The sequence below is a fragment of the Planctomycetota bacterium genome, from assembly GCA_018242585.1.
GTDB lineage: Bacteria > Planctomycetota > Planctomycetia > Pirellulales > PNKZ01 > JAFEBQ01.
In genome coordinates this window covers 34,344-53,735 of record JAFEBQ010000003.1, presented here as the reverse complement: position 1 = coordinate 53,735, position 19,392 = coordinate 34,344, and the positions used below count along the sequence as shown (strand labels likewise).

At 61.5% G+C, this 19,392-nt stretch carries 12 protein-coding genes and 1 tRNA gene; 5 read left to right on the top strand and 8 right to left on the bottom strand.

All coding sequences use genetic code 11. The features are described from left to right. Window positions 1-26 precede the first annotated feature (26 nt). Window positions 27-350, bottom strand: coding sequence for a hypothetical protein (locus JSS27_01375; GenBank protein ID MBS0207580.1), 324 nt, complete (start codon window positions 348-350; stop codon window positions 27-29). On the opposite strand from JSS27_01375, the gene metG reads away from it, so the two are divergent. Next, entirely contained in the window at window positions 349-2,469 is a 2,121-nt protein-coding gene (gene metG / locus JSS27_01370; GenBank protein MBS0207579.1) for a methionine--tRNA ligase, read from the top strand. The genes JSS27_01375 and metG overlap by 2 nt on opposite strands. Window positions 2,470-2,774: 305 nt before the next feature. On the opposite strand, the gene JSS27_01365 is transcribed toward metG, so the two are convergent. Beyond that, window positions 2,775-2,957 (bottom strand): hypothetical protein, encoded by a 183-nt coding sequence (locus JSS27_01365; protein MBS0207578.1) that lies wholly within the window; start codon window positions 2,955-2,957, stop codon window positions 2,775-2,777. A gap of 515 nt (window positions 2,958-3,472) precedes the next feature. Here JSS27_01365 and JSS27_01360 point away from each other — a divergent pair. Beyond that, entirely contained in the window at window positions 3,473-4,450 is a 978-nt protein-coding gene (locus tag JSS27_01360; protein MBS0207577.1) for a DUF4339 domain-containing protein, read from the top strand. Window positions 4,451-4,638: 188 nt separating this feature from the next. Here the strand turns inward: JSS27_01360 and JSS27_01355 are convergent, their stop codons facing one another. After that, window positions 4,639-5,250, bottom strand: coding sequence for a DUF4126 domain-containing protein (locus tag JSS27_01355; protein ID MBS0207576.1), 612 nt, complete (start codon window positions 5,248-5,250; stop codon window positions 4,639-4,641). A gap of 341 nt (window positions 5,251-5,591) precedes the next feature. Between JSS27_01355 and JSS27_01350 the strand changes: the two genes are divergently transcribed. The 3 genes from JSS27_01350 (at window position 5,592) to JSS27_01340 (ending at window position 13,364) form a co-directional block, all read left to right on the top strand. Beyond that, on the top strand, window positions 5,592-11,225 hold the full coding sequence (locus JSS27_01350) for an SUMF1/EgtB/PvdO family nonheme iron enzyme (GenBank protein MBS0207575.1): 5,634 nt from the start codon (window positions 5,592-5,594) through the stop codon (window positions 11,223-11,225). A gap of 34 nt (window positions 11,226-11,259) precedes the next feature. Further along, window positions 11,260-11,697, top strand: a complete 438-nt coding sequence (locus tag JSS27_01345; protein MBS0207574.1) for a hypothetical protein — start codon at window positions 11,260-11,262, stop codon at window positions 11,695-11,697. Window positions 11,698-12,044: 347 nt separating this feature from the next. Further along, entirely contained in the window at window positions 12,045-13,364 is a 1,320-nt protein-coding gene (locus JSS27_01340; protein MBS0207573.1) for a hypothetical protein, read from the top strand. A gap of 108 nt (window positions 13,365-13,472) precedes the next feature. Here JSS27_01340 and JSS27_01335 read toward each other — a convergent pair. From JSS27_01335 to argJ, 5 genes are all read right to left on the bottom strand, one after another. Continuing rightward, window positions 13,473-13,546 (bottom strand) — tRNA-His (locus tag JSS27_01335). A gap of 429 nt (window positions 13,547-13,975) precedes the next feature. Continuing rightward, window positions 13,976-15,754 carry a tetratricopeptide repeat protein gene (locus JSS27_01330; GenBank protein MBS0207572.1) on the bottom strand — a complete coding sequence of 593 codons (1,779 nt, stop codon included), beginning with the start codon at window positions 15,752-15,754 and terminating at the stop codon, window positions 13,976-13,978. 168 nt (window positions 15,755-15,922) lie between these two features. Beyond that, complete coding sequence (locus JSS27_01325; protein ID MBS0207571.1) at window positions 15,923-17,071, bottom strand: class I SAM-dependent methyltransferase; 1,149 nt, start codon at window positions 17,069-17,071, stop codon at window positions 15,923-15,925. A 12-nt stretch (window positions 17,072-17,083) separates the two neighbouring features. Continuing rightward, window positions 17,084-17,893, bottom strand: a complete 810-nt coding sequence (locus tag JSS27_01320; protein MBS0207570.1) for a glycosyltransferase family 2 protein — start codon at window positions 17,891-17,893, stop codon at window positions 17,084-17,086. Window positions 17,894-18,184: 291 nt separating this feature from the next. Next, window positions 18,185-19,378 (bottom strand): bifunctional glutamate N-acetyltransferase/amino-acid acetyltransferase ArgJ, encoded by a 1,194-nt coding sequence (gene argJ / locus JSS27_01315; GenBank protein ID MBS0207569.1) that lies wholly within the window; start codon window positions 19,376-19,378, stop codon window positions 18,185-18,187. Between the last annotated feature and the right edge of the window lie 14 nt (window positions 19,379-19,392).

The following is a 19,392-nucleotide window of genomic DNA, read 5'->3' as shown; positions in this document are numbered from 1 at the left end:
ATTGACCACGCGTTTTGCCGCTGGTTTCAGCGGCGGATTTCGACCACAACGACACGACGAACACGACGTAAGACAGAGAAAGAAGAGAGTTGAGCCGCAAAGACGCAAAGATCGCAAAGGCGGAAGGAAAGGCATTTTGAATCGCAGAGAGCGCAAAGGATCGCGGAGTTAGAATTCTGGTATTCCTCTCTCTGCGCAACTCTGCGTTCTCTGCGATTCCATTCCTTTTTGTCTTCCTTTGCGAACTTTGCGCCTTTGCGGTTCAAATGATCTCTCTTTGCATTAAAGGTCGTGTCGTCGTGGTCGAATCTGTCTTGTTCCTTGTCCGCACGTTTTGAGTTTTGATCCATGCCCCGTCGTATTCTGGTTACCAGCGCGCTCCCCTACGCCAATGGCCACATCCACCTGGGCCACTTGGTCGAGTACATCCAAACCGACATCTGGGTGCGGTTCCAGAAGCTGACGGGCCAGCAATGCGTCTATATCTGTGCCGACGACACGCACGGCACGGCCATCATGATCCGCGCCCGGCAAGAAGGGCGCAGCGAGACGGCGCTGATCGCCGATATGAAAGCCGCCCACGAGCGCGACTTCGCCGGCTTTCAGGTCGCGTTCGACCATTACGGCTCGACCAACAGCGACTCGAACCGCAAGTTGTGCGCCGAGTTCTGGGCCGCGCTACGCAAGGCGGGCCTGGTCGTCGAGCGGAGCGTCGAGCAGCTTTACGACCCGGTCGCCGGTACGTTCCTGGCTGATCGATTCATCAAAGGCACCTGTCCGAAGTGCAAGTCTCCCGACCAGTACGGTGACAGTTGCGACAAGTGCGGCTCGACCTACAGCCCGACCGAGCTGATCGACCCGCGCAGCACTCTGTCGGGCGCGGCGCCGGAACTGCGCGCGGCGCACCATTGGTTCGTCCAGACCGAGCAGTCCCACGAGTTCCTCGACCGCTGGACGCAAGAGCACGATCACTTGCACCCGGACGTGGCCAACTGGCTCAAGGCGGCCTTTCTGGCCGAGCCACTGCGCGACTGGGACGTGACGCGTCCGGCGCCGTACTTCGGCTTCGAGCTGCCCGACGCGCCGGGCAACTACTGGTACGTCTGGTTCGACGCGCCGATCGGCTACCTGGCCAGCACGGCCGATTGGTGCGCCAAGCATGGCGAGGACTTCCTGTCGTGGTGGAAGAACCCGACGACCGAAGTCCATCACTTCATTGGCAAGGACATCACGTACTTTCACACCTTGTTCTGGCCGGTGATGCTGAAAGCCGCCGGCTATAACTTGCCGCACAAGGTTCACATTCACGGCTTTCTGACGGTCGACGGCGAGAAGATGTCGAAGACCAAGGGGACGTTCATCCGCGCGGCCACCTATCTGAACTATCTGGACCCGGCGTGGCTGCGCTATTTTTACGCCTCGAAGCTGGGGCCGAAGCTCGACGATCTGGACCTGAACCTGGAAGAGTTCACCACCAAGGTGAACAGCGACCTGGTCGGCAAGATCGTCAACCTGGCCAGCCGCACCGCTCACTTTGTCGAAACGCTGTCGGCCAAGTATCCCGACGACGGCGGCTTGTTCGCCGCGGCGGCGGCCGAGGGCGAAACGATCGCGGCGGCCTACGAGGCGTGCGACTTTAACAAGGCCATGCGCCACGTGATGGCCCTGGCCGACAAGGCCAACGAATATGTCGACGCCCAGGCGCCGTGGAAGCTGAAGAAGGATCCGGCCCAGGCCGACAAGCTGCGCGATGTCTGCACGATTGTGCTGAACTTGTATCGGCAGTTGGTCGTGTACCTGGCCCCCGTGTTGCCCCGGCTGACCGAACAGTCGGGCACGCTGCTCGGCGACCCGATTGTCGATTGGCGGCAGGCGCAGCAGCCGCTGGTCGGCGCGAAGCTCGCGAAGTTCGAACACTTAATGACCCGCATTGACCCCAAACAGGTGCAAGCCATGATCGACGCCAGCCGTGAAGAAACGCCCGTGACTCCCGCCGCGCAGGCTTCGTCGAGTACGCCATCGGCTTCGTCGAGCGCGCCTACTGCCGCTTCAAGCGCGCCAGCCGCCGCCTCGAGCGCCGCCGCGCCGTCGGCTTGGAACGACACGGCGGACGCTTTGGCGAACGAGCCGCTGGTGGCCGAGCGAATCACCATCGACCAGTTCACCAAGGTCGACCTGCGCGTGGCCCGGGTGATCGCGGCCGAGGAGATTCCCAAGGCCAAGAAGCTGTTGAAGCTGACGCTGTCGCTGGGCGGCGAAGAGCGCCGCAACGTGTTTGCCGGTATCAAGAGCAAGTACAAGGCCGAGGAACTGGTCGGCCGGCTGGTGGTAATGGTCGCCAACCTGGAGCCGCGGCAGATGACCTTTGGCATCAGCGAAGGGATGGTCACGGCCGCCGGCGCGGGGGGCGAAGAGATTTACCTGCTCGCTCCCGACAGCGGCGCCAAACCCGGCCAACGCGTACACTAAACGTGCGCGCTCGGTGACAGTTCGGTTTTTCACCGCAGAGGCGCAGAGGACGCAGAGCATCGCGGAGGAAGCTGCGAGAAGGGTTTCATCGCGCGGCGATCTCATCGCTTCCATCATCCCCGGGTGCCATGCTCAAGTCAGCAGACTTGAGCATGTGAAGCGGGCACAAAGCATGCTCGCGCGTAGCTGAAGTCGTGGGACTTCATTCGTTGTCTCGCCCGCCGCTCCGAAGCCTTGCGACTTTGGCTACATGGCGCCGGGCCACGGACGGGCTCGCTTATCACTCGATCGTGACGAACGTCGCGCTAGCCGCGCCCGCCTTCGCAGCAGGTTTCGCAGATGCGGTGGCAATCGGCACATTGCAGCTTGGCGCGAATGTCGATCAGCCGCCCGCCGCAAACCGGACAGAGCGGCGCGGTGTTCGCGCCCAAGCGCTGACACGCCGACTCCGAATTCAGACGCTCATCGGTCGCAGGATGGTGTTGCATGGGCGTCAGTGTAGCGCGAACGTGCATTTTCGTGTAGTAGGCCCGTCCGCGCACACGCGCCAGCACGCTAACGACACAAGCAGCCGACGCATCGCCATGCCCCATCGCGGCCAAGGCCGCGCACCCTCGCCCCTTGTGGGAGAGGGTGGCGAGCGCAGCAAGCCGGGTGAGGGGTGGAAGCGTGAATGGCTTCGTGTTGCAGGGCTTTGGGCCCTGAATGTTGCCGTGGCGCACCGACCGTCGTACAGTGGTGTCCCGTAAGGCACCATTGTCTAGGAGAAGAACCACTGCCGTAATCCAGGCAACCATGAAAACAATTCGATCTGACGTGTGAACGTCAGTTCTGCTTCCTACAACGACCAACCTGGGCCGCAAGGCTCTTGAATGCACAGAAGCAGCACTGCCACGTCCCCGCAAGGGGGCGTCGGCTATTGCTGTTCTGTGCGCCCTTGGTCGGGCAGTAGGAGCGGTCGTAGTTCGGCGCTCCCGTTTTTATTCCGACAGGGGACACAAGCATGGCAAATCAATGGTTCGTGGTCCGCAATGGCAAGGAACAAGGCCCGTTCACTTCACAACAGTTGCGAACCTTTGCCTCACAGGGGCAACTTCGCCCTGCCGATGACCTTCGTCGGGACGACATGAAGGTTGCCGTCCATGCGCACACGATCAAGGGCTTGTTCCCGGCCGCTGAAGTGGTCTCGGCGCCAACCGCGACGGCGCCAACGCCACCCGCGCACGGCACAATTACGATCTTTCGAGAACCGTCGTCAACGGGCTTTATGTACGGTCTGGGGGTATCAGTCGATGGAACCGCCAAAGGCCGTGTCGGTGGTGGGCTGCTTTCGGGACTCATGGATGTCGCCATGTCGAGAAGGCATTCCATTACGTTCGAGCTTCCCGCAGGTGAACATGTCGTTGACATTGCGGGCGGTGGCCTCAAGCGCAGTTCAACCATACTCGTCGAGCCAGGAACCACGGCTCGGTTTCAGGCGTTTTTCAGCAACCGCGGTGCTCTCGGTGGGGGTATCAACTTCGTTGCCGGGAATGGTGGCACGATCTTGCCAGCCAATCCTACCGAAGCACCGGCGAAGAAAAAGAGAAGCTTAACGAAGGTGGCTTTTGCCACAATGGGAGCGATGGTCGTCCTGTTCGGAGCAATGCGAGGTTGTAGTCAGTCGACCAACACGGACATCCAGATGGTCAAGACCGGATCGTTGGAGACGCATCCGGGCATTGCGATGGGGCCTCTCGTCAATAGTTTCCTGGGACACGCGAAATGGAGTTCTGGAACCACATCGAAAGGCCAGCGATACGTCAATGTTACGGGGGACATGACTTTTCAGGGAAAAAAGGTTCGTGGTTTGATCCAGTTCCTGGTGACCGATGACAATTTTGAGTTTTATGCCTTCGAGATGAACGGCATTCCACAGAACGACCTAATGACCGCTGCCCTGATCGCAAAAATGTATGAGGAATTTCAGCGGTCGCAGTAGGTTGCAATAGCCCAGGACTCTCGGCAATTCGGCGGCATCCGCGTGGACCCAAGAAGACGTCGAGCAAAGTCAGTAAACGAGGCTGCCTCCAAGTAGCCACTCAACGCATTCTGAACGAGCTTCAAAGCGCTCGAAAACGCCAGCTTCAAAGGGCTGGGCCAAAGCCTGACCTGCATGTCTCGGCCACGCTACGCCGCTTCTTTCCGTTTTGGGCGGAACCAGCTCACCACTTTGCCCCCTGTGCGGTAGGCCAGGCGGATCATCCGCGGCAGCAAGACGATCGTGACCAACGTGGCCACGATTACCAGGCCGATCGCCAGCCACGGCAACCAGATCGTCAGCGCCACCGTGAAGAAGCTGGTGATGTCCTCGGCCACGCTGGCCGCGATGTTGGTGAACGGCTCGGGGCTGGCGTTCAAGCCGACGCGCGTCGCCGACTTAACCGCGTGCGAACCGGCCGCCAGCGTGCCCCCCAAGAGGAGCGCGCACATCTGGAACGTCGGCGAGGCGTCGCTGGCTGCCGCATAGGCCAACAGCGCGCCAGCCGGCGGGCGGATGAATGTATGGACCGCGTCCCAGGTGCTGTCGAGCCAGGGAATCTTGTCGGCAAAGAACTCGATCGCGTACAGCACGGCCGCAATCGCGATCACGGCCGGGTGTTCGAGGACCGCCATCTTTTCGGGAAGTTCCACCGCGCCCAATCGGCCGGCCAGTCCCAGCGAGGCGATCGTGGCATAGACGTTGAGCCCGCTGGCCCAAGCCGGGCCGACGATCAATGCCAAGGTATGGTGCATGTCCATCGTTGTTGTCTCGCTCGCAATGCGGCGCGCGGGCCTATGTCCCCGCGGCTAGAGCGCATCTCGCCACGTTCTAGTGTCTGGGTGGCACGTCCGTCCTTCGGGCGTGGGGAAGCTTGTACCGACCTCGATATTTGATCGGCGACTTCCCACGCCCTGCGCTGCGCTTGGGACGTGCCACCCCCGCTACAGTCTCTTGAGAGTTGCTCTAAACGGGGACGTGCGGAATCGCCGTCTCCCTTCTCCTCTCGCAACTCTCCTCTCTTTTCTCCCCTGCCCCCACTGTACCCGACCGCTCGAAAGCAGGGTATCATCAGAAGGTCATTCCCTCGACGGGGCACGCCATGGCCGTTGATCTTCCCAGCATCATCAAACAACTTGCCGACACGGGCGTTGTCCCGCCGGCCGCGCTCGGGGAGTTTACACCGCCCAAGGCCGCGCCCCAGTCGGTCGAGGAACTGCTGGCCGCGCTGGTCAAGCAAAAGCACCTGACGCCGTTTCAGGCCGCCCAGTTCAAAGCCGGCAAGGGTCGGGCGCTGATCCTCGGCGCGTACACGCTGGTCGATAAGATCGGCGCCGGCGGGATGGGGCAAGTCTTCAAGGCCCATCATCGGCGGATGGATCGGCTGGTGGCGATCAAAATGTTGCCGCCGGCCATGACCAAGGACGCCGCCGCGGTGGCGCGCTTCGAGCGCGAGGTGCGCGCGGCCGCCAAGCTGCGTCACCCGAACATCGTGGCCGCCGACGACGCGGCCGAAGCCAACGGCGTGTACTTTCTGGTCATGGAATATGTCGACGGGCGCGATCTGTCGGCGCTGCTCAAAGAACGCGGACCATTGCCAGTCGACGAAGCGGTGGGCTACATCGCCCAGGCAGCCCGCGGACTGGCGTACGCCCACAAGAGCGGCGTCGTCCATCGCGACATCAAGCCGGCCAACTTGCTGGTCGATCAAGAAGGAACCGTCAAGATTCTGGACATGGGGCTAGCGCGGATCGAAAGCGCCAACGCCACCGACCATCAACTGACGAACACCGGCACGGTGATGGGGACGGTCGACTACATGCCGCCGGAGCAGGCCAACGACACTCGGCGTGCCGACGCGCGGAGCGACATCTATTCGCTCGGCTGTTCGCTGTATCGAATCGTGACCGGCGAAAGCGTGTACGGCGGCGACACGGTGGTGCAAAAAATCCTGGCCCACCTGAACGACCCGATTCCGTCGCTGGTGGCCCGGCGGCCCGATGTGCCCGCGGCGCTCGACCAGGTTTTTCAGCGGATGATCGCCAAGCGCCCCGACGACCGCTACCAGACGGCGGCCGAGTTGGTGACGGCACTCGAAGGTTATCGCAATTCGGGGGCAAGCACGTCGTCCGCCAGCGGCTCGTTCGGCTCGCTGCCCAGCACGACTGCCGGCGGCAGTTCCCCCTCGGCCACCCAGCGCGAAAGTTACGTCGAAGACGGTATGACGGCGGCGCTGGGGCAGCAGCAACTGAAGGGCATTCACGACTACGAGCAGACGGCGTCGAACATCGCCCCCGACATCGACACCGATCCCAAGAGCCAAATCGTCATCAAATCGACGGCTTCGCGCGGCAAAGCGTCCCCGCGCGCCGCGGGCGCCGGCGGCAAGCCGCCGCTGAAGAACCCGCTGGTCTTGGCCGGCGCGGGGGGCGCGGCCTTCCTGATGGTGGCGTTGGGCTTGTGGTGGTTCGTGTTCCGCGACAAGCAGGGGAAAGAAGTCGCCCGGGTCGAGGCCCAGCCCGGCGTTAAGGTGCAGACCGCGCCGGGTACGACGGTGGAGCTGAAGAAAGAACCGGAACAGCCCACGTTCCAGATCGGCACTGGCGTGGCGACGCCGACGGACAACGCGACCGCCCAAAAGATCACCACCTACCAGCAGCCCGCGTTTAAGAACTGGCTGGCGGTGACGTCAACCTTGGCGGCCGACAAACAAGTCGAGGCGGTGCGCAAAAAGCTGCAAGAGTTGAACCCCGGGTTTGACGGGAACCTTTCGCCGACGATCAAAGACGGCTACGTGGATCAGATTCGCCTGGTCAGCGATCGGATTACCGACCTGTCGCCGCTGCGGGCTTTGCGGCAGTTGCGATCGCTGGCTTGCTCAGGTGCGATTGGCAAGACGGCGCCCTTGGCGGATTTATCGCCACTCGAAGGACTGCCGCTGCACGGTCTGGACGTAGGCTACTCGCGGGTCACGGACTTGTCCCCGATCCGCGGCTTGCCGCTCAAGAACGTCTACCTGGTCAACACGCTGGTGAGCGACCTATCGCCTCTAGAAGGTTGCAAAGAGTTGCAGACCGTCAACGCCTACGGCTCGCGCGTCACGGCGGCCACCGTGGCGTGGCTGCAAAAGGCGCTGCCCAGTTGCAAGATCGAATGGAACGATCCGGCCCGGGCGACAATTTCCGCTGATCCAGAACGTAGGGCCGCGGAATGGGTGCTGAGTAAAGGGGGTTATCTTAAAGAGGCTGCCGACATTGAGATGCGCAGCCTCCCCCAGCGAACACTTCAGATTACCAGCGTTGCCCTAAAAAGAGATCCCAATGGCATGTTGGCCGATCAAATCATCGATGCCGACCTGTTGCATCTGTTGGATCTCAAGTCGTTGAACTCGGTGATGCTCAATGAACAGACGATGATTGCCGACGAAGGTCTCGGGATTCTGCAAGGGATTCCCACGCTCCAAGGCTTGATTCTTAGTGGCACCGGAGTTTCGAATTCAGGGTTGTCTTACCTGAAGTCCATTCGCGCCCTGCGCGTGTTGTATCTCGACGGCACGGCAATTAATGACAACGGACTAGCGCACCTTTACGGCCTGAAGACGCTGAGTGTGGTAAGGCTGAATAAGACGAAGGTCACCGCCGCCGGCGTAGCCGCCCTGCAACGAGCCTTGCCCAACTGCAAGATCGAATGGGACGGCGCGACTGCGACGGCGAGCCTACCAGCAACTGCGACGCCTGCGGTTGCCGTCGCGCCGTTCGACGCGGCACAAGCCAAGGCGCACCAGGCTGCCTGGGCCAGTCATTTGAAAACTCAGGTCGAGATGACCAACGGCGTCGGTATGCGGATGACGCTGATCCCGCCCGGCCAGTTCCAGATGGGGAGCTCCGATGAGCAGTTGGCCGACGCCATCAAGTCCGGGTTGCAGCCCAACTGGGCCAAAGGCGAAGGCCCGCGCCACCAGGTTTCGATTACCAAGCCGTTCTTGTGTCAAGCGACCGAAGTCACGGTGGGGCAGTTCAAGCGATTTGTGGACGCCACGGGCTTCAAGTCCGAAGGCGAAGCCGCCGGCAAGAACTTTCGTTCGCCGGGATATGTGACGACGGATGAGACGGCGGTGACCTATGTCTCGTGGAACGACGCGGTCGCTTTCTGCAACTGGCTGAGCGTTAGCGAGAACCTGACGCCTTGTTATTCGGGCTTGATCGGCAACTGGAAGTACGAACCTGCCGGGGGCTATCGATTGCCGACGGAGGCCGAGTGGGAATACGCTTGTCGAGCGGGAACCGCCACTCAGTTTCATTTTGGCGACGACGGCAAGTTGGCTTCCGACTACGGCTGGTATGCCAGCAACTCGGACAAGCGGGCCTGGCCGGTGGCCAGCAAGCGACCGAACGCCTTTGGCTTGTACGACATGCACGGCAATGTTTGGGAATGGTGCCAGGACTGGTATCAACAGGTCTACGACGTGCGGCAGAGCAGCGACCCCGAAGGCCCATCGTCGGGCACGCAGAAGATTTGTCGCGGTGGCACCTGGGCGCATATCACGCTGATGGCGCGAAGCGCCTATCGGCTGGGCATGCCCCCCACATTCGTCGGCACCAACCATCACGGCTTCCGCGTGGCTCGCACGCTCGACGCCATGAAAGCGGAAGCGGGCTTAGCGGCGAAGGCCACGCCGACAAAGAAGCTCGCCTATCTTGACCCGGCCTTCCAGCAATGGGTCACCGACACGCAGAAGCTCTCGGCCGAAAAGCAGATCAAAGCCGTCAGCAAGAAGCTGATGGAGTTGAACCCGGGGTTTGATGGGAAGGTCACGAACACCGAAGGGAACGGCTCGCCGACGATTGAAAATGGTGTGGTTACACGGTTGTGGTTCTACTGCGACGAAGCGACCGACATCTCGCCAGTGCGAGCGTTGGAGGGTTTGACGTTTCTACGGTGCATGGGTAGTAGCCCTGGCAAAGGCAAGGTGCTCGACTTATCTCCGCTGCAAAACATGAAATTGACAGGTATTATGTGTGCGTTTACGCAGGTGTCCGATCTGACGCCGCTGGAAGGAATGCCGCTGGCTTTCCTGGGTATTGCCTCCACCCAAGTGACTGACCTTTCGCCACTACGCGGGATGAAACTAGATGAACTGAATTGCTCTGACACTCCAGTGTCGTCGCTATCGCCGTTACAAAGCATGCCTCTGAATAGATTGATTTGTTCCGGCACACAAGTATCCGATTTATCGCCGCTTGAAGGTTGCCAGAGCCTTCAATTACTGAGAATCACATCCACCAAAGTCACCACCACACAAGTCGCTGCCCTGCAAAAGGCGCTGCCCAACTGCAAGATCGAATGGGACGATCCGGCGAAGGCGACTGCTCCCACAAAAAAGCTCGCCTACACGGACCCAGCCTTTCAGCAGTGGGTCGCCGAGACGCAAAAGCTGCCGGCTGAGAAGCAGATCGAAGCCGTCAGCAAGAAGCTGATGGAGTTGAACCCGGGGTTCGATGGAAAGCTCGGTGGGATTCATGGCCGACCTAAGCCAGGTATTGAAAATGGCGTCGTAACTGACGTGGCTCTGAACAGTGACGTGCTCACTGACCTGTCGCCGTTGCGCGCGTTAACCCGACTGAAGAACATCGACGTCTGGAACAGCGCTGGTCGCGCGGGCATCCTGGCCGATTTGTCGCCGCTCGAAGGCCTTGCCCTGAACCACCTGACCGTTCCGAATACCCAGGTTTCAAATCTGGCGCCGCTCCGAGGAATGCCGTTAGCCACGCTGGGCATCGGCAGCACGGCAGTCAGCGACCTGGCGCCGCTACGCGGGATGCCGCTGCAGTTACTGTATTGCGACAAGACACAGGTGGCCGATCTGACGCCGTTGGAAAACACTCAGCTTACTCACCTCAGAATCACCAATACCAAGGTGTCGGCGGCCAGCGTCCAAGCCCTGCAAAAAGCCCTGCCCAACTGCAAGATCGAATGGGACGGCGCGGCGAAGCCCACGAAGAAGCTCGCTTACCTTGATCCCGCCTTCCAGAAGTGGGTCGCCGACACGCAAAAGCTGACCGGCGACCAGCAAGCGGCCGCGGTCGTCAAGAAGTTGCAAGAGTTGAATCCCGGCTATGACGGGACAGCCTGGCCGAAGGTCGAGAATGGTACGGTCACGGAGTTCACGCTGATTACCTCGAACGTGAGCGACATCTCGCCGATCAGGGCGTTGGCCGGGCTAAGCCGTCTGAACAGCAACGGCGACAGCCAAAAGATCGACGGCAAATTGGAGGACTTGTCACCGTTGCAAGGGATGCGGATCACGCAACTCATTTGTCGCAAGAACCCCCGGCTGAGCGATCTTTCGCCGTTACGGGGACTGCCGTTGCGAGAGCTTTCCATCTACAACACGGCCGTTGTTGATCTGTCACCGTTGGTGGGGATGCCACTGAACAACCTGGCCATTAACGACACCATGGTGGTAGACCTTGCGCCGTTAAGAGGCCTGCCCCTGACCGAACTGGCGATTTACCACACGCCCATTGTCGAGCTGTCGCCGTTGCAGGGGGCCCCTTTAATTACCCTCCGCGCTGGTTACAGCAACATCGCTGACCTGTCGCCACTGGCAACATGCATGGGCCTGAAGCAATTGGACCTGAAGAAAAGCAAGGTCACCGCGGCCGGCGTGGCCGCCCTGCAAAAAGCCCTGCCCAATTGCCAAATCGATTGGGATGGCGCGGCGGCCGCCAAGTAAGCTGTTTGACGCCGTCCATCGTTGGGGGATTGCCATGAGCCGCGTCGCGCCTTGGATGTCGGTGTTTGTCGCCACCTGCGCGGCCATTACCTTCGGCGACTCAAGCCCGGCCCAGGCGGCCAGCTACAAACTCGAAATGCCCAAGGAGGCGTTCGGGTTCAACGGCACGCTCGTGGCCACCGTGGCCAAAGCCCCCGACAAGGTTTACGGCTGGTTCGAGATTCAGATCGTCGACGTCGCCGCCTTTGGCCGACAGAACAAGTCGAAGCTCAAGAACCTGCCCGCGCTGAACAAGGCCTGGCAAGGCAAGTACGTGGCGATCCTGGGCGTAAAAGACATGCCTGAGCTGAAGGTGGGTGACACGGTCACGGTCAACGCGGCGGTCCACGAGGTCCACCTGCGGGCGACGAAAGTCGAACTGGGCAACCATCGCCCAGCCAAGCCGACCGCCAAGCCGCCCGTGAAGAATTGATCTCGACGTGGTGTTCTGCTGGCTAAATGGGCGTCACGTTTTCCTGGGGCTTGCCAGTTCTCGCGTCAACCGGGTCGGCTTCCCGCGCTTGCGATGCAACACCTGGTCGGGGCGCCGCGAGGGAGTTACTCGCGAGCGATACCCACCGTGCTGAAGCAGCCCAACGAGGCGAGGGCTTGCGAACTGAAACATGGCCGACCAGACAAAGTTGGCGCCGGACTTACGGCTAACGCTTGGCGCGAGCCTGTTTCTGGGTTAAAGGCACCTCACGACACTTTCTCGACCATGCTTGTCGCAATTACAATGGAGGCTCGCATCCCTGAAACATCATTCCCTAAGGTTTTCCAATGAAAATGGAATTGGCTGTAGGCATCGGTCTGGCTTGGTTCGCGGCGGTCGCATTCGCGGTGGGAGCTGAGCCAGCGACATCGAGCGGCACTCTCGACGCGGGTGTCGGTATCGTGGACATCACCCCCACCGAACCCGTCGTACTGGCCGGGTCGCCCACTCGATTGGAGTCAACGGCAGTGGAGACTCGCCTCTACGTAAAGGCGTTAGTCTTGGCGACCGATGGGCGAAAAGTGGCGATCGTCACCTTGGACACGTTGAAATACCCCGTCGAGCATGTGCGGCGAGCGCGGCAGCAGGTTGAAAAGACCACGGGCATTCCGGCCAGCAACGTCATTATCTGCGCGTCGCACACTCATCGGGGGCCGCTCTGGTCTTATTACGAAGACCAACTAGTCACCCCCATCACCGAGGCGGTCGCGATGGCCGCGCGCGATCTCGCCCCCTGCACGCTCGGAACCGCCAAGGGCCGGGCCGAAGGCGTTAGCCAATGCCGCCGGGTGATCAAAGATGGTCAAGCCTGGAACCGCTGGCAGTTGGCCCCCTCGGAGGCCGACCGCTACCCGGCCGAAGGGCCAGCCGATCCGGAGTTCGATCTCTTGGCGTTGGTCGCGAAGGATGGACGGTACAAGGCGATCGTCTACAACTTTGCCTGCCACGCCTCCAATAGCCGCGAACTGAAGATCTCGGCCGATTTTCCCGGCGATGTTCAAGAATATGTCCAGAGGCGTTTGGGCTATGCGACACAGACGCTGTTTCTGACGGGCGCGTGCGGCGACGTGAATCCCGCCCCTGGCGAAAAGCGAGAATACTTTGGCCAGCAACTTGGCGGCGAGATCGTGAAGCAACTGGAGCAACTCGAACCCGTGGCCCGGCCGTCGTTGGCTATTACAACTCGCGAACTGCCAATGCCCGCGCGTGAACACCCGGAACTCAGGGAAGCGGACATTGCGCTGAAATGGCCACGACAGCTTGAACATTACAAACAGACGTTCAAAGCAATGAAACAGCGGGAACAACCAAGCTACGCGTTCCTCTTCACCGGCATCCGCATCGGCGACGACTTCGCGATGGTGACCAACCCCACTGAGTTGTTTTGCGAAATCGGACTACGCATCAAGCAGGGCTCGCCGTTTAAGCACACGATGGTTGTGGAGGAGACCAACGGCGCTCATGGCTACGTCCCCACGGCCAAGGCGTTTGCCGGCGGCAGCTACGAAACCTGGTTCGGAGAGCACTCCCACCTCACCACGCGAGCCGGCGAGATCATCGAGAAGGAATCGCGCGATATCCTGAACCGCTTGAAACGAGCCGAGTAGTTGCGCTTGGTCAGCGATCGCACGAGGTCGGTGACGAACGCGACGTTCGCTCTTTACCGGTCAACGAAAACGGCCCGCTGACAACTGGTGTCAACGGGCCGCGTGCAGGGTGACTGATGGGACTTGAACCCACGACCCCCAGATCCACAATCTGGTGCTCTAACCAACTGAGCTACAGCCACCGTCGTGATTTGTTGCTGACCGCCGGAGCTAGCCGGCAGCCTCGCTTCTCATTGATCGGCGATTCCGACCAGCCGGCGTGAGTCGGCGAGTTTCAGGCTGACTTTGCCGGCCGCGCCAACCGGTGCGAACCCTTAAGGCTATCAAGATTCGCCCCCGCGGCAAGCCCGGCGACGCTAAATCCTTGACAAGCCTCAAGTTCCCGCGAGCGGTGCTGGCAAGTTTCGACGCCCGAGGGGTCCGTCTGGTAGGGTGCTCTGTGAGCACCAAATCCTCACGCGGCGGGCCAAATGACCATGCGCGGAGGTACACAGCCGGGAACGTGAAAATGGTGCTCACAGAGCACCCTACCAGACCACCTGGCATCTGGCCAGACCGTGAGCGCCCGCCCCAGTGTGGCGCGCGCCCGATCAAAAGACACGGCCTACCGCTCAATTGTTCGCGCTGCGGTTCGTCGCGGCTGGGGTGGCTGGTTGCACGCCGCGCGAGGCGAGCAAGCGCAGGTTTTGCCGTGCCCCTTCGTGTTGTGGGTTCAGCCGCAGCGCCGTGCGAAACTCCTCGCTCGCCTCGGTGAACTTCTCTTGCCGCTGCAGCGCAATGCCCAGGTTGTTGTGTGCCTTGACCATCGTTGGCTCGAGCTCGATCGCCTGGCGGAACTCGGTCACCGCTTCGTCCAGCCGGTCAAGCTTCGAGTACATGTTCCCCAGGTTGTAATGCGTTGACGGCAGCTTCGGATTCAATTCGAGCGCCGCCCGATAGCAAGCCATCGCCCGCTCGTCCTTGCCCAGCGTCATCAGCACCGCGCCGAAATGGTTGTAAGTGCGCGGGTTGTTGGGATCGAATTTCAGCGCCTGTTCAAAATGAGGAACCGCCGCTTCCAGCTCGCCAGCCCGGGCGTGGGCCATCGCCAACATGCCATGCCCGCGACCGTTCATCTCGGTCACCTCGACCACGTGAGTGAACAAGGTGACGCCGTTGCGCCAATAGCTGACCTGTTGCCAGGTCAACGCCAGACACGCCGCCGTGGCCGCCAGCGCGGCGAAGTCCAAATAGAACTGCTTGAAGCGCGCGTGACGTAGCAACTCGGGCACGCTCCAGGCGATCATGATGAAAATGCCAATCAACGGCACATAGGTATAGCGATCGGCGCGCCCCTGGGTTCCGACCTGCACCAGCCCGATCACGGGAACCAAGGTTCCCAGGTACCAGAGCCAGCCAACCAGCAGGTAGCGATGACGCCGCGCCAAGATCAGGACGGCCACGCTGATGACCACCAGCGCCGTCGCGGCCAGCGCGGCGTGCCCATAGAATCCTGGTGCTGGCGACCAATCGGGAGGCGTCAGCCCCGGGTGCGGATAGAAAACGGCCAAGCCGCGCGGCCAGATGGTGTTCCACAAATACATGCCGCACGACAAGACGGCGTTCGTCACGCGGAGCAGCGGCGAATACGTTTCCAGGTCGCCGACGGCGCCGTCATTCGATTGGGCCAGCATCGTCAACACCGCCGACAGCGCCACCACGCCCAGCAGCGGCACTTTCTCGAGCGCCAATCGCGCCGCTTGCCGCCACCACGCGCCGGGGCCGTCGCCGGGCAGCGGAAACCGCGCCAGCGGCCAGATGTCCAACAGCAGCAGCACGGCCGGCATGGTGACCAACATGGCCTTCGACATCAGCCCCATCAGCAGCAACACCGCGGTCAGGGCGTAGCGCCAGACACTCGGCGCGCGAACATAGCCGACATAGGCGGCCATGGTCAAAATCCAGAACAGCGTGCTGAGCACGTCCTTCCGCTCGGAAATCCAGGCCACCGACTCGACGTGCAGCGGATGCAACGCGAACAACAACGCCACGACCACGCTCGACCAGCAGGCGGACGTCATCCGCTCGAGCACCAGGAACAGCAGCACCGCGTTGATGATGTGAATCAACAGATTCATCAGGTGCATCGGACCCGGCCGCAGATTGAACAGCTCGCGGTCGGCCATGTACGACAGCCACGTCAGTGGGTGCCAGTTGGCAAAGTAATCGGTCGTGAACGCCCAGCGGACATTCTCGGCCGTCAACCCTTGTTGGACCCAGGTGTTCTCCTGGACGTAGGTCGGGTCATCGAACGGCACAAAGTCGCACCAGCCCACGCGCCAATAGGCCAACAGCGTGAGCAACACGATGGTGACGCAAAGAATCGATTTAGTGCGGAATGATGCGGGCATGAATCGGTTGGTCGCGAATGTTTTTTTGTCAGTTGTCAGTGGTCCGTGGTCAGTTGCAGGAAGCAGCGCACCACCGGCGATGAGATCGTGGCCGAGTGCAACTGACGACTGACAACGGACAACTGACTGTCATCCCCTAATCCCTAACCCCTAGTCCCTAGCCCCTCTTCACTTTTTCACCGCATACAGCTCCACGCTGCCGCCGCGGCGGAACAAGGCCTCGGGGACGAGCATCGCCACGGCCAACGGCCCCAGCGCCGCCAAGCCCAGCACCGACACCAGCGATTGCCAAGGATAGCGCCGCCAGGCGTCCGGCACGCTGCGCGCCGAGGGGCTGCGCAACAGGTCATACATCAGGTTGTACGGCAGCCCCAACCGGTTCAGGATGCCTTGCACCCAGCCGTAGGGGTTCTGCTCGAACGAGGCGTAGTTCTGACGCTTGATCTCGAACCCCAGCGATCCCAGCTTTTTGATCAGCCAATCGGCGCTGAAATGCCAATAGTGGCGCGGCATGTCCAAGTGGAACCAGTCGTACTTGGCCACTTGCGCTTGCCAGCTCGCACGGTTCGGCACGGCCAAGGCCAGCACGCCGCCGGGCTTCAGAATGCGTTGAATGCCCCGCAAGGTTTCGTCAAGGTTGATGACGTGCTCGAGCACGTGCCAGATGACGATCGCGTCGAAGTGACCGTCTGGATACTTGCCCGGTTCGAAGGGTCCGACCGTGACGTTCAACCCCAGCTTTTCCTTGGCGTGCAGGGCCGACGTTTCGCTCAGCTCGACTCCCTCGGTTTCCCAACCCAGCTCGCGCAGCCGAGCCAGCGTCATCCCGCGGCCACAGCCAATGTCCAGCACGCGGCCGGGTCGCGGCTGTAACCGCGCCACGCCGTTGGCGCGACCCGAGCCGAGCCAGCGTGTGAGCCGCTCCATGATCGGGTTGAACCGCGCGTTCTTGTGGCCGTAATACCGGGCCGGATAGTAGGGGCCAACCTGCTCGCCGGTGAGCTGCGGGACCGTGAACACCAACTCGCACTCGCGACATTGGCACAGTCGGAACTCGCTCGGCCCGCCGCCGGTCGAGCGCGGTGGCAAGTTCCGCCACACCGGCGCGGCATCGGCCGCCCGGCAGAGCGGGCAATTCCACGACTGCGAGAAAATCGCGTCGGACAACTCGGCGGCTGAAAGCGGCGGGCTCGCAGGGCGTGTGTCGGAATCCTGGCCGCTTGCGCCAGCTTTGGCTTGCGCAACGACCACGGGCGAGCCGGCCGGAGCGGCCGCGGCAGGTTGAGTATCGAACATCGTCAAGCTGGCGTCAGCCATGGCGTCCTCGGCCTATGCCTGCAACTGAAACGCGGCGTAATACGTCGGCTTGGCCGAGTCGGTGTCATCCAGCTTGCGACCTTGCCGATTGAAGATGGCGGAATGCGCCAAGCCCCAACGCTCGGCGCGAAACCGCACGCTGGTCCACAACACGCCGACGCCGTACTTTACCGAACGGCGGAAGGAAATCGACGAGGCGTCTTCAAAGTACTTGGTTGGGCAGGTGATCTCGCCGATCCGATAGTCGAAGTAGACCGCCTGGGTCAGCATCTCGTTGTCGAACAGGAAGTCATCCGAGTTTTCGTTCAACGGCAAGCTGGTCAGTACCTCGCGCGAGAAGGCGCGATAGCCGGTGTGATACTCGGACAGCTTGTGCCGCAGCAAAATGTTCTGGAACAGCGTCAGGAAACGATTGGAAATGTACTTGTACAGCGGCATCCCGCCGGCCAGCGCGCCGGTGCCCAAGATGCGCGAGCCGAGCACCACGTCAAACTCGCCGTGGGCGATCAAGCTGGCCATGGCCGTGATCAGCTTCGGCGTGTACTGATAGTCGGGGTGCAACATCACGACGATGTCAGCCCCCAGCTTCAGCGCCTGGCGATAACAGGTCTTCTGGTTCCGCCCATAGCCGAAGTTATTGCGGTGGACGAAGGTCGTGATGCCGAGCGAAGCGGCCAACTCGGCCGTGTTGTCGCGACTACAGTCATCGACCAGGATCAGATGATCGACCACGTCGCGGGGAATCTCGTCCACGGTGCGACGGAGCGTCTTTTCGGCGTTGTACGCCGGCATGACGACGACAACTTTTTTGCCGTTGAGCATGACCGATGGCCCTGAGGATAAGGCTATTTGATGTTAGAGCGGCCGAGTGGCCGATCACTAGAGGTTTATGCTAGTCACCCTACATTTTCTATTCAATTCAGTTTACCCATTCTTACATCTATGAGGCTGGCGGGCCGCCCGCATAATCGGCATAAACGGACCTGAAGCGGCTCGGTAAGCTCCACTATGGCAATGAGTTGCGATGGCTTGCCCTATGCGCCAAGCGAGTCGTGGCCAAGGCGTGGAAACGAGCCTTCCGCTCCGTGAAACGCCTAAGTGATAACGGCCGGCCTACGTGTGATAGTCCGCGTTCAGGTGGACGTACTCGGCCGTTAAATCGGTCGTCCAGAAGCGGGCCTTGCCCGACCCTTCACCGAAGCGGAGGACGATCGACACGTCTCGATTCTCTTTGATCGTCTTGCTGACTGCCGTCTCGTCAAACGCCACCGGCGAGCCGTGCTCGTACAGCAGTTCGCCATTCAAGTGGAGCGTCACCTGATTCGGATCGAACGGCACGCCGGCGTAACCCGCCGCCGAAACGATCCGCCCCCAATTGGGGTCGGCCCCGGTGATGGCTGTCTTGACCAACGGGCTTTCGGCCACGGTCTTGGCAATGCGGTGGGCCGCAGCGCGATCGGCACAGCCGATGATTTCGATCGTGATCAGGTGCGTCGCCCCTTCGCCGTCGGCCGGAATGGCCCGCGCGAGTTCAGCGCTTAACTCATTGAGCGCCGCCTGGAATCCGGCCAGTTCGTCACCGGCCAGCGGCGCGCCGCCGGCGGCGCCATTGGCTAGCAGCAGCACCGTATCGTTGGTGCTCATATGACCATCGACGCTGATGCTGTTGAAGCTGTCGTGAACGGCTTCCTTCAGCGCGCTCTGGGCGCTGGCCGTGGCCAGCGGCGCGTCGGTCAACAGCAACCCCAGCATCGTGGCCATGTTCGGGCCGATCATCGCGGCCCCCTTGGCCATGCCGGTGATCGTCACGGTTCGATTGCCTAGCTTGACCTGGCGGCTGCCGATCTTGTGGCGCGTGTCGGTGGTCAGCATTCCGCGCGCGGCCGCGACCAGCGCGTCTTCATTGCCGGCCAACTGGTTCGCGCACAGATTGATGCCGGCGGCGATCTTCTCCATCGGCAGGAACTCGCCGATCACGCCGGTCGACATCACCAGCATCTCGGTCGGCTGGACGCCGCAGATCGAACCGGCCAGCTCGGCCATTCGCTCGGCGTCGCGCGCGCCCCGCTCGCCCGTACAAGCGTTGGCGTTCCCCGAGTTGATCACCACGCCACGCATCTTGTCGCTGGGGGTCCGACTGCGGTCGAGCCCCACCGGCGCGGCAAACACCAGATTCCGCGTGTACACGCCCACGGCCACGGCGGGCCGATCGGACAGCACCAGGCTGCAATCGAGCTTGCTGGTGTTCCGCTTGATACCGCAATAAACGCCGGCGAACTGAAACCCTTGAGCAATCGGAAGCGACATGGCAGGTGACTCTC